Source organism: Nostoc sp. CALU 546 (assembly GCF_048836525.1).
In genome coordinates, this window is record NZ_JAWJTF010000115.1 from 1 (window position 1) to 14,906 (window position 14,906).

The 14,906-nt window shown below is 43.2% G+C and carries 11 protein-coding genes; 2 read left to right on the plus strand and 9 right to left on the minus strand.

What is annotated here, in order from left to right:
- Nucleotides 1–127 precede the first annotated feature (127 nt).
- Nucleotides 128–772, plus strand: coding sequence for a hypothetical protein (locus tag RRG12_RS35780; protein WP_420762495.1), 645 nt, complete (start codon nt 128–130; stop codon nt 770–772).
- Between the two features lie 29 nt (nt 773–801).
- Here the strand turns inward: RRG12_RS35780 and RRG12_RS35785 are convergent, their stop codons facing one another.
- Nucleotides 802–1,782, minus strand: coding sequence for a CHAD domain-containing protein (locus RRG12_RS35785; RefSeq protein WP_420762496.1), 981 nt, complete (start codon nt 1,780–1,782; stop codon nt 802–804).
- Between the two features lie 285 nt (nt 1,783–2,067).
- On the opposite strand from RRG12_RS35785, the gene RRG12_RS35790 reads away from it, so the two are divergent.
- Entirely contained in the window at nt 2,068–3,135 is a 1,068-nt protein-coding gene (locus RRG12_RS35790) for a DUF3616 domain-containing protein (protein WP_420762497.1), read from the plus strand.
- 22 nt (nt 3,136–3,157) lie between these two features.
- Here RRG12_RS35790 and RRG12_RS35795 read toward each other — a convergent pair whose 3' ends face one another.
- The 8 genes from RRG12_RS35795 to RRG12_RS35830 all read right to left on the minus strand — a co-directional run bounded on the left by RRG12_RS35795 (nt 3,158) and on the right by RRG12_RS35830 (nt 14,816).
- Nucleotides 3,158–3,562, minus strand: coding sequence for an NIL domain-containing protein (locus tag RRG12_RS35795; RefSeq protein WP_181931101.1), 405 nt, complete (start codon nt 3,560–3,562; stop codon nt 3,158–3,160).
- 719 nt (nt 3,563–4,281) lie between these two features.
- The gene (locus tag RRG12_RS35800) at nt 4,282–5,103 is read right to left on the minus strand and encodes an NADPH-dependent oxidoreductase (protein WP_420762498.1); all 822 of its coding nucleotides are present in this window, start codon (nt 5,101–5,103) and stop codon (nt 4,282–4,284) included.
- 257 nt (nt 5,104–5,360) lie between these two features.
- Nucleotides 5,361–6,482: a sulfonate ABC transporter substrate-binding protein gene (locus tag RRG12_RS35805; protein ID WP_420762499.1), complete on the minus strand. Its 1,122-nt coding sequence runs from the start codon at nt 6,480–6,482 to the stop codon at nt 5,361–5,363.
- Between the two features lie 160 nt (nt 6,483–6,642).
- Nucleotides 6,643–7,404 (minus strand): class II aldolase/adducin family protein, encoded by a 762-nt coding sequence (locus RRG12_RS35810; RefSeq protein ID WP_420762500.1) that lies wholly within the window; start codon nt 7,402–7,404, stop codon nt 6,643–6,645.
- A complete protein-coding gene (locus tag RRG12_RS35815; protein WP_420762501.1) occupies nt 7,388–8,062 on the minus strand; it encodes a hypothetical protein in 675 nt (224 codons plus the stop codon). Before RRG12_RS35815 ends, RRG12_RS35810 begins: the two co-directional genes overlap by 17 nt.
- 71 nt (nt 8,063–8,133) lie before the next feature.
- Nucleotides 8,134–8,340: an RRXRR domain-containing protein gene (locus RRG12_RS35820; protein ID WP_069068524.1), complete on the minus strand. Its 207-nt coding sequence runs from the start codon at nt 8,338–8,340 to the stop codon at nt 8,134–8,136.
- 423 nt (nt 8,341–8,763) lie between these two features.
- Complete coding sequence (locus RRG12_RS35825) at nt 8,764–10,587, minus strand: pseudouridine synthase (protein WP_420762502.1); 1,824 nt, start codon at nt 10,585–10,587, stop codon at nt 8,764–8,766.
- Between the two features lie 281 nt (nt 10,588–10,868).
- Nucleotides 10,869–14,816 carry a DUF2157 domain-containing protein gene (locus RRG12_RS35830; RefSeq protein ID WP_420762503.1) on the minus strand — a complete coding sequence of 1,316 codons (3,948 nt, stop codon included), beginning with the start codon at nt 14,814–14,816 and terminating at the stop codon, nt 10,869–10,871.
- Nucleotides 14,817–14,906: the final 90 nt, after the last annotated feature.

Sequence of the window (14,906 nt, forward strand, 5' to 3'; positions counted from 1 at the left end):
ATCGCGTCTTTACCCAAGGATGTTCTGATTTTACTACCGTTTGCATAAATCAATAACTGCAAACCTATTGATTGAGTGAAGGGATTTAATCCTAAAAAAACTACTCACATCAAAGGGAAAAACGGTCATGAAAATGCAAATGTTGTTGAGCCTCGCCTGTTCTATATCTGTGTTGGGTTCCATCATCCTACCAGCGAACGCTCAACCAGTAATGATTCAGCCAACTCAGCCAACTCAAGCAGTCAATCAAGAGATTAACATTCCTCAAGATACAGCGATTATTGTCTCATTTCCAGCATCCGTTACCGTAGATGTTGGCCAAAAAAAGGATTATCCTCTCACACTACCTTTAGCTAGCGCTATTAAAGATAATCAAGGTAATGTTGTAGCGCCAGAAAATACCCCTGTAACTATTACCATCAAACCCATTGATGGAGGCGCTAAAATTATAGCGCAATCATTGGTTGTCAACGGTCGAATTGTCTCAATTAAAGCATCAAGTCAGATAATTCCCGGCACTACCATTACCCACATGCGAGCTAATGATAAAGCCGTCGAGAATGGCTCTGTTTGGGGCAGAATTGGTGGAAGCACCTTGGGCTTTTTTAGCCAAGGTGATCCCGAACAGTTTGACCGGGGAGCTATGCTAGGAAGCGCTGTTGGAATAATTTCAGGTTTGCGTTCCGCCGAAAATACCCGTATTGTACAAATTCCTCAGAGCAGTGTTTATGTTTTGTCTCTAGAGGCTCCTATTCAATTGTCTGTTCGTTAGTCCAATCCTTGCCCAACCAAGAGTAACTTTTAATTTATTACTCCTGAAAGCGGGTGCAATATTGTTAAATGAAAACTATGTCTAGTTTCAGTTTTCAGATACCGTTCTTGCAAAGGTTGCCATTGCTGCCACGACTGGTAACGATTTTCAGTTAACAAACTAACAAGGGTGGGCAATGTCTGAAGTTCTGACTTGAATACATCTGCAAGCCACTCAGTTAAAACCGCACTATCTTGCATAGTACCCAAAATTTCTTGGATACTTTTCACTTCTGTAATATAAGCTGCGTAAGACTCACCATATAAGTCACTAAATAACTCCATCTGGTAACGTACACGTTTAGCTTCTTTTCGCAAACTATGAAGAACTTCGCCTTCTGTTGCTAATTTTTTTTCGATTTTTTCTGGTTCCCAGTTTTTCTGAATTTTCAGTTCTGAGTCCACAATTTCAGTGCCAACTAGCCAACCCGGATGCAATAAGAAGTTACTCACTTCTGGTAAAAGTAAGTCTGGTAGCACTTGCTGAATAGTAACAGATGCAAAAGGTTGATAACTGGGTTTCTCTAACCACTTATCTAATGCATCTTTTAGAGACTTGTAAGATTCATTCTTTAAGGTTTTCTGTACACTTGATAGTACATCTTCACGTTGTTTAGCCAAAGCTGTGAAGGCGATTTGCAGAGATTCCTGCTCTTTACGGGGTAAGTTTGGTTTGTAATTGTTTTCCAAACTTTCTTTGAGCACATCTAAGTCTCGCAGACTACCAAGACGACGAGCTATTTTACCAATATTTTTATCGCTGACTGGTTTCGACACATCCACCGCTAGCCCAAACCGAGTTACCGCTGTCCGTAAGCGGCGCATTCCCACTCGCATTTGGTGCAGCGCTTCTGGATCTTCATCTTTCTTCACTGCTTTTTCCCACTTCAAGGTTTTCTTAAAGTGTTTTTGAATCGCTTGGTAGGCGTAGTCCCCTAGAGTTTTTACCGTGGGTTGTGTGGCTAATTTCATAACTGCTCTTAATGACTACCTCATGAGGTTATTGCATAATAACATTAGTTAAATATTTGCATCTACTTGTGATATTTTTTTATGCAATGATTATTGTAAACTTTTCTTATCACTATTGATAGTTGCATACTTTTTTATAAGTATTCAATATCTATCAAAGGTCTAGATAGCAAATCCACCTAGCGATTTATATAAGTGATGATTTCTAAATAATTCTTTTGAAGTAATTATAATTTATATTATACTACTATGATTAAGATTTTTTAAGCGTAAAGACGATTTGAAATGCCAAAATTAAATTTACTAAATCAAGTTTCCTTGACTTTTGTAGATAATTTTAAAGAACATAGAAAAGACTTATCAGCAGTACTGCTTACACATCAGAAGTATTTATGGTTGGGGTCAGATGAAACTTCAACTATTGAACGCCTCTCTTTGGTTGATACTGATAAATTTACAGATCACCAACAATTTAGAGTAGCAGAATTTATCAATTTACCTGCACCAGAAGAGGAAGAAATTGATATAGAAGGACTAGCTTATACTGATCATTACTTATGGTTTGTTGGTTCTCACAGCTACAAACGCAAAAAACCCAAACCTGATAAAGATGATGCCAAAAACTTTAAAAGGCTAGCAAAAATTGAATCAGAACCTAATCGTTACGTCTTAGGACGGATTCCTCTGATAGACGGTAAGTTAGTCTCATCTTGCCCACACCCCCAAAAGCCAGATGTGCAATTGAATGCCGCTAAACTAGAGGTGACAAGCGAAGGTAATTTGCTAATGACAGCTTTAGTAGATGACCCACATTTAGGCTCGTTCATTAAGGCAGCAATTCCCGGAAAAGATAATGGCTTTGATATTGAAGGAATAGGCATTTATCAAAACCGCGTTTTTTTGGGTTTACGCGGCCCTGTATTGCGGGGTTGGGCTGTGGTATTGGAAATAGAGTTAGAAGATTCTACTGCTGGACTGATGAAACTGAGCCAAATTGGGGAAGTGAAGGAGTTATATAAAAAGCATTTTATCTGGTTGAATGGTTTGGGAATTCGGGATTTGTATGTAGATGGAAAAGATTTGTTGATTTTAGCTGGGCCAACGATGGATTTAGATGGCCCCGTGCAAGTTTATCGTTGGGTAAATGGTGTGAATTCGAGAGAAAATGCCTTCATAAATCCAGATTTTGTGCAAGATATTCCATACGGAAATCGGGAAGACCATGCTGAGGGAATGACGCTGTTTCAAGATGTCGCTGGTATACCTTCACTATTGGTAGTTTATGACTCTCCAGCAAAAACTAGGCTAGTGGGTGATGCTAGTGTAATTGCGGATGTGTTCAAGCTAGGCTAGTATCAATTTTGATTTTGGATTGTTAAAGGTTAGTGGAGATTGCTTGTACGGGACAACTGGGAATACACTGTTCGCAGACAATACAGCGCGATCGCGTGAATGTCAATTTGTATGTCTCTGGATGGAGGGTAAGGGCTTCGGTAGGACAAACCCCAGTACACAAACCACAGTGGACACAGGCATCCTCGTCGATCGCAATTTCGCCTAAAGTATAAGAAACATTAACATGGCGCGATCGCATCCACTCGATCGCCGCATCTAATTGATCGATATCTCCCGCTAGTTCCACTACCAGTTTGCCAATTTGATTTGGGGCAACTTGGGCGCGGATAATATTGGCGGCGACGTTGAACTCTTTAGCCAGTACATAAGTGACAGGCATTTGCACGGCGCGTTTCGGGAAGGTGAGTGTTACTCGTTTTTTCACAGGTTTAACAGAGAGTTTTTTCTGTTGTAGCGTATTGAGAGTTTTATCGAACAGAATTCAGGAGTCAGGAGTCAGGAGTCAGAATTCAGAATGAATTCTGTATGACTGGCGGATGAATAATTGGGTTTAAGACCCCCACCAAATTGAAAATTTGGTGGTCTTCAATCATTCGCGGGTCTGAATCCCCGACTGATAGCGAGTCTGCGTTCGCTTTTAGCGTCTCGTAGAGAGCGTCTTGATTCTGAGTCCTGTTAGCGATAGCGGGGCGTTTAGCCCATTCTGACTTCTGAATTCTTCTTCACAAGAGAAGGTTTAGCACAGAAAATCCACGATACTTTATTAAAAGGCATTGCTGAATCAAGGGATGATTCTTGTAGGGTGGGCGACACGAGAACCCTGAAATACAAGGGATGGGCAAGATGCCACTGGTGTCAACTTAACGCGAAACCGCACGTCCCCATAGTTAAAGTCCTCTGAAGAGGACTTTAGAGCGCAAAAATTTTCAGTCTACTTCAGTAGACTTGAGCAATTAGTCAGGGATTTACAATCCCTGGCGGGTGAACAACACCCAATCAGTACGCTATTTTTGGCTTAAGTTGACACCAATGGCTTTTCGGCCCATCCCACAAAACTAGCAAAATCATCCCGCAAATATGCAACGCCTGTGCTGAATAAGAAGAAGAGTACTTTGGTACTCAGCACTCGCAACTCAGCACTCTTTATCGCAATTTGAAGCCAAGGTTATTGAGAGCTTCACGCAAGCGATCGCGTCCTCTCAATGACTCTACAGTTGCGATGCGTTGGGCTGAGTGTTCTGACCAATCGCCAGGGACATTCATCTTTTGTTCAGTATAGAATTCTTTGATAATGTCGTTGTAGTGAGCGATCGCTTCTTCTTGCTCGGCAAACTTATAGGTTTCACGGTGAAGTATCGCTGACTGCGGCAACCTTGGTTTAATCGCTGCTTCTACTTCAGGATTCGGATAGCCCACACACAGCCCAAATACAGCATACACCGAGGACGGCAAATTTAATATCTCTGCTACCTCTTGCGGGCGGTTCCTGATTCCGCCAATGTATACTGTTCCCAAACCGAGTGATTCAGCTGCAACTGCGGCGTTTTGCGCTGCCAACGTTGCATCAATTGTTGCCATTACAAACATTTCCAAATATTCCAGCGCATCATGAGATATGCCGCGACTGTCAGCAACGTAACTTAGACGCGCCAAGTCTGCTAACCAAACCAAGAATAAAGGCACCTGCTTAATATGTGCTTGGTTTCCCGCTAGCTTGGATAACTCCTCTTTGCGCTGTTGATCTTCAACTGCTACCACACTCCAGGTTTGTAAATTAGAAGAAGTGGATGCAGATTGGGCGGCTGCAATGAGTAACTCCAGAGTTCCTGATGGTAGAGGATCGGATAGATAAGACCGGATTGAACGGTGAGATAGCAGTGCTGTCAGAGAATCATTCCATTCAATTTCAGGATTGAAGGGAATTTCACCGTAGCGCGATCGCAGTAGTTCTGTTGGATTAGTCATAATTAATTCCAAGATTTACATTTCAAAAATTGTCAGTTGTTTTATAAAGAAGAATTCAGGAGCGGAGCCAAAGACGCTCCGCCTCCGATCAGAATTCAGTAGGATTTACGCAAACAATAGCCGAAAGCTGATATCAATTTGAAAAAAGAATGCAACAAATAGACCATTTGTAGAGACGCGATTCATCGCGTCTTTACCCAAGGATGTGTTGCAATATTCTGAATTATGACTTCTGTATTCCTCTTCATGATTCTGGTCTAAATCTTTGGTGAAAATGCAGCATATTGTTCTTTTTTTAGCACTCCATCTCTGACATTCACTTGTTTAGGAACCAGCTTTAACTGATAATATGTATCAGCAACCGTTTGTTGTAAATTTATCAGATTATCATCAATTGGCACAATACCAAAAGTTCGCCTATTAGTAGCTTTCCTCATGGTTATTATGTCAATTCCTAGCACAGATGAGAGAGTTTGCGCTACTTCTTCTCGATGCTGTTTAGACCATTCTTCTAAGTTTTGAATTTCCTCTAAAACTGCCTTCACGGTTTGGGGATTTTCGGTGACAAATTTGCGGGTTGTCAAATAATATCCTCCCTGTTTATTAATTCCTGTTCCATCAATCAGGACTCTGGCTTTAGTTGCCTCTTGAGCGGCTGCATAGAAAGGATCCCAAATTACCCAAGCATCTACACTACCCTTAACAAATGCAGCGCGGGCATCAGCGGGAGGCAAATATTTAGGATCAATATCTGTATATTTCAATCCCGCTTTTTCTAAAGCTTGGACTAATAATAAGTGGGCGCTAGAACCTTTTTGAAAGGCAATTTTTTTACCTTTCAGGTCAGTAAGTTTTTGAATTGAGGAATTCTGGGGAACAAGAATTGCTGAACCAGCAGGACTAGCAGCAATACCAGCCACGTAAGTTAATGACGCTCCTGCTGCTTGGGCAAATATCGGTGGTGATTCTCCTACATGTCCGAAGTCAATACTACCGACATTCATCGCTTCTAGCAATTGTGGCCCCGCAGGAAATTCGATCCATTCTACAGATATACTATCTGGTGACAAACGTTTTTCTAAGACACCTTTGGTTTTCAGCAAAATATTCGATTTTTGATAGCCAAATCTGACTACTGTGGCTTTGCTGGAAGCAGAATTACTAACAGGCGTAGCACTAGGATTAGAAGAATTAACAGTAGATGTCGATGAACAAGCAGCAAATAGCAAGCTTAAACACAGCCCTGTAACAAAAGCCCCCGCTATTGGTAAAGGAGAAGAAGAGAAGAATAACTTCTGTTGGTTGTTAAATGGGATATTCCTGAATTTGATCCACGATATCCACTTGGCAATAAAACGGCGAAAGATTAGGTTAATCATCAAAATGATTTCTTTGAGCTATACGAATACTATAAACTTATAGGTTTACCGGAGTATATAGATAAGTTTAGGGAAATTTGACACAAAAAATAGAGGCAGGAGGCCCGATAGTAAATTACTCCTTCCCTACTTATTTATCCCAGTGCCAAAAAACACAGCGTTAATTTAGCAAATCAGGTTCTTCGCGCACAATCCTGTCATAAAGGGGCTGGAAACTGAACCACCCACTTGTATGTGACCCCACTTGAGTTTGTGTTAAACGGGCTGTTTCGTGTTTGATAATAGTTGGTCTACCGGCAGCTTCTGCTAGTAGTTGGGCTTGGCACGATCGCTCTAAGCTAATGTACCAAAATGCAGCTTCATCTACTGTATGTCCCACAGTTAAAATGCTGTGGTTACGTAGGATTATGGCTTTCTTTGGCCCTAAAGATTGCGCCAGTCGTTGACCTTCAGAAGTTTCTAAAACAACACCTGTGAAATCGTCAAAGAGGGCATGGTCTTCGTAAAAAGCACAAGAATCTTGAGTCAAGGGGTCAAGGAGACGCCCCAAACTAGACCAGGCTTTACCATAAAGTGAATGGGCGTGAGCTGCTGCAATTACATCAGGTCGAGCTTCATGAATCTGAGAATGGATGGCGAAAGCAGCTTGATTTACCTGAGCATCGCCTTTAACCACCTCACCTTCTTTGTTAACTAAGATCAGGTCAGAAACACGGATATGACCGAAGTATGTGCCTAATGGATTGACCCAAAAATGGTCTGTAAACTCCGGATCGCGAGCCGTAATATGGCCTGCGATTCCTTCGCTGAAACCAAATTTACCAAATAGGCGAAAGGCAGCGGCTAGGCGTTGTTTGCGGTGCAGACGTTCGTCTTCAACTCGCTCGAATACTGGGGGTTGTGGTCTATCGTACTTGGGCATGTTCTTTTTCCTCCTCCTCTTTACAGGGAGCGTTGGAATATCCAGAGCGAAAGGATTTGACGCTGTGAAATTCTGGGATGAACTGGTGACGCAAGACGCAACCAGTATCATTACCCAAGATATGAATGGATACAGATGCGTTCTGGGATGTGGTTTTGACGGCGTGGATATCACCATCTGGGGGTAAGAGGCGGTAGATATCCCCTGGTTGGAGCATACGCACTTCAGTTACTTGTAATTGTGCGTGTCCTTCGGCATCACCGTTATCTACACGGCGATAGACTGTTTCTTCTTGATTGCCTTTGTATAAACCAATCAATCCCCAGGCTAAATGGTCGTGGACGGGAGTCGTGGAACCTGGAGGAATCACCAAGCTGAAAACTGACAGGGAACGGTCTTTGGCGCGATAAAGTAGCCACTGACCAATACCGCCACCCATCCGGCTTTCAGGATTGACTTGGGCAAACTTTTGGGGTAGCCATTCCTGTTGGGCAAGGAGTTCTTGAAAATAGGGTTCTAATCTAGCTAGAGTTTGTGTGCGATCGTCAACAGTACTAGCGCTAATTTCCTGCACTGTTGCTACAAAGGATCGTAGTTCCTGACTTTCAATAAACCATTGGTCTTCTGGTAACGGTTCTAAAATAGTGTGGTTCGTCATCTATATTCCTCTGTTGAGGAGGCGACTAAAATTAATAACTAAGTCGTAATTCGTAATTCGTAATTAAGAATTCAATTACGATTTATTTTAATACCAGGATGAATCTTGAAGCCAAGTTGCTCAAGTTTTAGATGAGAAAGGGACTCCTTCAGAATGATAGTAAAAGGATATCGCTGGAATACAGTAGCTTTACCTTGTGACAATAGCAGCCTAGCATGGCTGATGCGTACTGGATATAACGGTTGTTGGTTGGCGTCAAGAATGAATACTTTAGTCATGCTATTTTGAATTTTTAATTTTCCAGCACTCTTGTCTTTAACTGCTTATTTAGGAATTTTCAAGGAATGATATTATTTCCGTATAACTTAGTTTATGATATTAATTTTCCTAAATACGGTAAGTCGGTAGGATAACCGATCATTAACTACAAGCAGAAACTATCACATACAAATTTAAAAAGCAATAGGCTAGCTGTTAGGGAAGATGAAAGCAATTCGCAATTCGCACTCTTGCTAACGCCCCGCTGCGCTAACGCAATTGAATCAAGACAGACACTCCGGGGTGGGGTTTCTACCTACCTTGGGATACAAGGACTGTTTCACGCTACTTGCGGGCGAAAGCGCGTAGCGGGACGAAGTACGGTTTTAAACCTTCACTTTTTTCATAAAGCTACGCTTTAGCTATTTGGGGTTCTTGTGGTTTTAAAAGGGGGTAATTGCTTGTAAATGCAGGGTTTTTCCTAACTGCGGATGCTCAAAGCGAAGTTCTCTGGCGTGCAAATGTAACCGACTAGTAACTGCACAGCATCCATAAAGGCGATCGCCTAAAATAGTTACCCCAAGTCCTCGTGCATCAGCTGCATGAACCCTCAACTGATGAGTGCGTCCTGTTAGCGGCGTAAATTCTATGCGGGTGTAATCTCCTTCTCTCGCCATTACCTGGAAGTGTGTCAAGCTGGGTTTGCCATGTTGCCAATCAACTTTTTGCTCAGGGCGATTTTCCGTATCTCCCCATAGTGGTAAATCAATCACACCTTGCTCAACTTTCACAGCACCGGAAAGTATGGCTTCATAAACCTTGTGAATCTGCCGTTGCTGAAACTGCTGGCTGAGTTGCCGATGAGTTTGGCGATCGCGTGCTAACAACAAAATCCCGGAAGTTTCCTGATCTAAGCGATGCACAGATACCAGTGCCATGCTATCAGCTAACAAATTACGTAAGCGACTCAACACACTATCTTGGCGATCGCGATAACGACCAGGTACCGAAAGTAATCCAGCAGGTTTGTTTACAGCAATCAGCCATTCGTCTTCATAAAGAATGGGTAAAGAGAGGCTTCTTACTCCCCCTTCCCTGCAAGGGAAGGGGTTAGGTCTTAATCCTGAGAGCAAAAACCCCATTAATGGCTGACATCGCTCCGCACAGGCTCCGTAAAACTCTCCCTGGATTTTATCTTGATTTACTGAAGATGCACCCCACCAAAATTCTGCCATTGCTAATGGTTTGAGATTATTTGTTGCAGCATAATGGAGCAGTTTTGGGGCACAACAATCTCCTGTACCAGTGGGCAAACCTCCTGGCATCAATTCTTGTAATGATTGCGATCGCCCAGAAAAATTTGTCAGGCTGTAGGTAGCGTGCATCTGAGCTTGGAGTTGACGGGATAGGGCTTTACGCTGTTGTTTCAGTTCGCTAATTCGCGCATCCGTTGCTGCAATTAACTGTTGTAGAGGCTGTAATATTTCATTTTGCTGGCGTTTAAGTTGTCGTCGCTCAATTCCCTGCTGACGACTCTCTTCGTCGAGTTGTTCAAGGGCAATAGTCAGTGCTTCTGAAGTGAGTGTATTGCAGATTTGCTGACGTTTTTCCTGTCGTTGATGTTTGCAATGGCGATGGCGATCGCTCATTGCTTGCAACTGCTGCTCAAACTCATTAAACAGGGTTTCATACTGCTGGCGTTCAGTCAGTTGCTTCAAGGTAAGAATTTCCTGCTTAATTGCGTCCAACTGTGCCAAAGTGTGGGCTTCCTCTAAAGCAACTTCGTCTCGTCCTGGAATTGGTGGTACCCAGCCCTCAACAATACTGCAACCATTCAAAAGACCGGAAAAGGCTTTGAGTACACGTTGTTCGCCATTAGGCAGTTCAACCAATAGGATTCCATACATTTTGCCTTCACGAGAATAACATTCATTGAAAGCGACGGGAAACTCCATTCCCAGGTGTCTGTAGAGGGATAGTCGCCCCGTCGCTTGGGGCACTGGGCATGGGGCATTGGTAACATCTTCCCTATTCCCTATGCCCGATTCCCCATGCCCAAAAACTCCATCCCCTTGTGGGTGGAGTTTTTCATTGTTGGCAAGGTGTTTCATTAGTCCCTTGGCGATCGCTTCGGACATTGAGGTACGGGGTAGTTTTAGGCAATTGCCACTTTGAGGACAACGCCCTTCGTACCAATAACTACAAGATGAGTCGCTGACAGTAAAATCGCAGTCGATGAAATCTGAAAGTACGTGCAGAATTACCATAAACAGCCTTATTGAACAGAATTCAGGAGTCAGGAGTCAGAATTCAGAATGAATTCTGTACGACTGGCGGATAGCGCAGCGTTAGTGAGTATTCGAGCGTCGCGTCTGAATAATCGGCGTTTTTGCACCCCCACTAAATTGAAAATTTAGTGGTCTTCTCTACGAGACGCAAGCGCGAACAATCAGTCGCGGGTCTGAATCTCCGACTGATAGCGAACGCGTTGCGCCTCGTAGAGAGCGTCTTGATTCTGACTCCTGAATTCTGACTTCTGAATTCTTCTTCAATCCCATGATTGAAATTCATCAATAGCGTTACGAATTAAGGAAGTTATTTGAGCACGACGGGTTTCAAAGTTGGCGGCGATATAAATCAGGAGGATACCAACTAGCAAGCCAACAATCCATTTTAAAAAAGAGTACTGCAAACTGAAAATTACCGATTGATAGATAGTAGTAATTAAAAAAGTGGCTGTACCAATGTAAAGAAAAGCTCGGACTCGTAAAGCTAATCCGGTAAAAATGGCGATGAGACTGAAAATTCCGGGTATCCAAGCTGTGTCTTGATTAAATAAAATTGCCCACCCACAAATTAAACCGCTACCTAGCACTCTCAGAATATGACGAGCAACTTTATACTCTGGTAGTCTTAGTTGGGTATCTACTTGAGCAATATAAAGCAGTGATAACCCAATTGGTGTTACATACCACAAAGCATCAGTTAGGCGTAAGGAATCAAACCAACGGAAAAGTGCCCAATCAATCAACGCTACACTGATATATGTAAAACGGATGTTTTCACCCACTTTTGCCAGGAAGATGTAAAATCCAGCTACGAGTACCAAAGTAATGGGGTAAGTTTGCAGTCTGGTTTCCCATAAAATTATCAGTGGTGTGATGTAAGCAGCAAGCTGCCAAGGTCTTTTTGACCAACCCCAACTTTCCCAAGGCAGAATGTATAGAAAATAGGCTACCACACAGGCGATCGCACCATTCCAAGGAACTAATGGCCCAGCCCAAAATTTTCCTACTGCTGTCTCGCGCCAATAAACCCTCATACCGGCTACCTCTAATAAGCCAAGGTAAACCCACATCTCGGCGATTGTGATTCCTCCGAAGATACGGGGGGAAGTCTGCGAATTTCGTCCCTGAAAGATGGCATAACGAATCAAAAATACCCCCGTTCCCAATCCCACCAAACGGTTAACTCCAATGGGAAGAGGAATGGCAGCCATTAATAAACAGCTACTCCAAGCCCAGTGAATATGGGCAATTCCTTTCAATTCTTGAGGAGTTAAGCGTAAGTAGCTGACAAGCCAAGGCGACAGAATGCGGTAAGCATACATGATACTGGCGCCAAGAGCAGACATGGCAATCAATCCATCACCTAATGCTCCTCCTGAAGCTTGCAACATTTGATAGAACAAAAGTTCATAGGCAGAAATTGATACGCCAATAATTCCTAAATACAGCAGGGGTTTAAAGCTCTCGCGTCGTCGCCCCACGCCAATGATAATTAAAGCTACACCCAAGGAGTATAAACCAGTCCACTCGGTGAAGGTGTTCAAACGTAGCAATACACTGAATGCGCCATAAATTAATGGCAAAACGTGAAAACTGCTAGGAAGCCTTTCTAATTGATGTCGTCGCCGCCACCACTCTCCGAAAAGTTGAGCAATTAAGCCTAATGCGATATTTGCGATTGCTATCCTAACAATTGATCGTTCCCCAAATCCCAACACCTGAGCAGTCAACAATTCCAAACACCAACCGATGCCATAAAATGCCCAATTGGTCGGTTCGCGCCAACTGCGATAAACAATGGCTGCCAAAGCGATCGCAGTCGCAATTAAGTACAAAAATCCTGAAGTAGTAAACCCTCGGTAAATCAGCACTGAATATAGTGTCAAACCCAACAACTCAAAACCACACAAGGCGATCGCCCATTTATCACTTGCGGCTGCATAAATAACTCCTAATTCGTTACCGCGTCGGCTCAAAATTGTCCGCGCTAACCATAGACTTAGGGTTGCTATCGCTCCTACAACAAACCAACCAGCTAGGGCGAGGCGAGGTAAACCAGGCACACCCGTCCATAGCAGCGCCCCAATGAAACTCAGAGCAAATCCTTCTGTAATTACCGCAGATGTCTGGTTTCGCAAATAGTGCGTATTTGCAAACATCAATCCTGCACCCACAGCCAAACCGATTAATCGAGTTCCTGGTAGCTGTAAAGTAAGTAACTGGGCAACTGCCACAGCCAAGACACTCAAGTAACGGCTAGGAATCTGACGCTCGATAATTGTCCGATTGGCAACACCTGTGAGAGCTAAAGGCGTAACTAGCCATAAGACTCCCCAATGAGCTTGGCTATCAGGTATGCCATACCAAGATGATTCTGCATTTATCCACAATAAGAAAAAACTAGCGGCGGCTAACCCTAAACCGATATCCCATGCACTACGTCGCCATTGTCCATCACTCAGGCTAAATCCCCATTCTGCAACCATTAAAGCTAATAAAATACTTGCCCAGGCTTGATTAGTTAGGGTTGGTAACAGCCAATTAATGGTAGAGCAAAATGTCAGCACCCCCATGATGTGAGTTAGATACACCAGGGGAAGAGAGGGGGAAGAATCAATGGAGTGGCGTTTGGTGACGAATGCGAGAGTGGCGGTAGAAAATAGCAGATTTAGCGATCGCAATGTGGGGTTTACTAAAGCGATCGTTGTTAAAAAAGTTCCAAATAAGAGGGTGAGGAGTTCGCCAAATTTAGCTAATTCTCGATTTTGCCTGCGATACAAGCGATCTGTGAGCGCCACCATCAAAACTATGTAGGGAAATAAAGCGACACCCAGTAACGCCCAAGGTTCATTTTGAGAATTGGTGAGTTGAGTACCAGTTGCGATCGCTAATTTCTGGAGGCTATCAGGCACTAACCGCCAACCCAGCCAAATCGTCTGTAAGCCAATGACGAAAACTGCTGCGAAGTCTACCTTTAAACTGTAGCGCCACAAGCGACTTCCCACAAACCACAAACCCAAACCACTCACAGCGATCGCTTGCCAAGGATAATTAACTACTGAAACCAGCCAACCCAGAAAGATTAAAATGCCACCAAGTTTTTCCCAAAGTAAGAGGGATGAGGGGGATGGGGGAGATGAGGGAGATGAGGAAGATGAGGAGGATATTAATGTTACTGCCCTCTCCCATCCCTGCTGTACCAACCAAGTCACTAACCAACCACAAATACCAATAGCTAACCCCAAATGGGTAACATTTACCCCAGCAACAAAAATTGCCCGTACTAGCAGAACTATCAAAGCATAAATAATTACAGCAGCAGACAAAGTAATATTTAAGCTCCTGCCATCGCTTCCATCTTGCCTGCTGACAGTATTCGGTTGTTGGTAAATATTGTGATAAACGGTAATAATAGTTGTGCCGATCATTGCCACATAAACGGCAATCAAGGGAAATCCTCTTAATTGCCAACCCCAATGCAGATAACTCAGCCCCAAAATATTTGCTAAAGGTAATTTGCCTGTATGTAAATTGGCAAAAATAGTCCGGTTTTTGGAGAGTAAAACAGTTATAGCAGTGAGTATCGGCGATGCGATCGCAACTACAATCCAATCCAAAGGATTTTGCCACAACCGAAAGCTATCCATTGCCCAAAAATTTACTGGCACTAACAAAAGCGTGACAATCAGCAAAGTTTGAGCCGTCAATCTGAGGTTATTTTGCCTAGCCGCCCAAAAGCTTAACCCCCAAAAAGTCAAAGTATAAGCAAATAAAACTCCATACTGTCCAGAAGCGGGAAACCTCTCCCACTGACTTGCAGCCAGTACCCCAGAAGATACCACTACCAGAAATACCCCTAGAAAAAGCAGCCAACGGACACTCAGTTCTGCACCCAAGGACTGCAACATTGTGCTGATAAAGTTGGGTTGAGCTGCTTTTGGTTGCGGTTGTCTACGGCTACTAGATTGTAAAGCTGCTGTAGGCAACTGCTGTACGGGGTCGTAAGTTGCAAATACTACCTTATTTTTAGCTTTAGCCTGGGTTTGCAACACCACCGGACACACCAGAAACTCTCGGCATAGCTGCCTAACTTGGGTATCGGATATCAAACCTAAGCGCAGCCATATATCTAATCCTTCTAATAACTGAGGATGGGAGGATGGCAGTGTGATTTCAAATTTTAGCGGGCGCTCAAGGGGCGATGACATAAGCGGCGGCAGTATAACTATATACTTAATTGTGATTTTAATTAAAGTATATTTTGGCTCTAATTGTGCCACTTATTCAGCTAATTGATA

Excerpts from the sequence above, each read along its gene's own strand:
- RRG12_RS35780 (WP_420762495.1), top strand. The coding sequence starts at position 128 with ATGAAAATGCAAATGTTGTTGAGCCTCGCCTGTTCTATATCTGTGTTG.
- RRG12_RS35785 (WP_420762496.1), bottom strand. The coding sequence starts at position 1,782 with ATGAAATTAGCCACACAACCCACGGTAAAAACTCTAGGGGACTACGCC.
- RRG12_RS35790 (WP_420762497.1), top strand. The coding sequence starts at position 2,068 with ATGCCAAAATTAAATTTACTAAATCAAGTTTCCTTGACTTTTGTAGAT.
- RRG12_RS35800 (WP_420762498.1), bottom strand. The coding sequence starts at position 5,103 with ATGACTAATCCAACAGAACTACTGCGATCGCGCTACGGTGAAATTCCC.
- RRG12_RS35805 (WP_420762499.1), bottom strand. The coding sequence starts at position 6,482 with ATGATTAACCTAATCTTTCGCCGTTTTATTGCCAAGTGGATATCGTGG.
- RRG12_RS35810 (WP_420762500.1), bottom strand. The coding sequence starts at position 7,404 with ATGCCCAAGTACGATAGACCACAACCCCCAGTATTCGAGCGAGTTGAA.
- RRG12_RS35815 (WP_420762501.1), bottom strand. The coding sequence starts at position 8,062 with ATGACGAACCACACTATTTTAGAACCGTTACCAGAAGACCAATGGTTT.
- RRG12_RS35820 (WP_069068524.1), bottom strand. The coding sequence starts at position 8,340 with ATGACTAAAGTATTCATTCTTGACGCCAACCAACAACCGTTATATCCA.
- RRG12_RS35825 (WP_420762502.1), bottom strand. The coding sequence starts at position 10,587 with ATGGTAATTCTGCACGTACTTTCAGATTTCATCGACTGCGATTTTACT.
- RRG12_RS35830 (WP_420762503.1), bottom strand. The coding sequence starts at position 14,816 with ATGTCATCGCCCCTTGAGCGCCCGCTAAAATTTGAAATCACACTGCCA.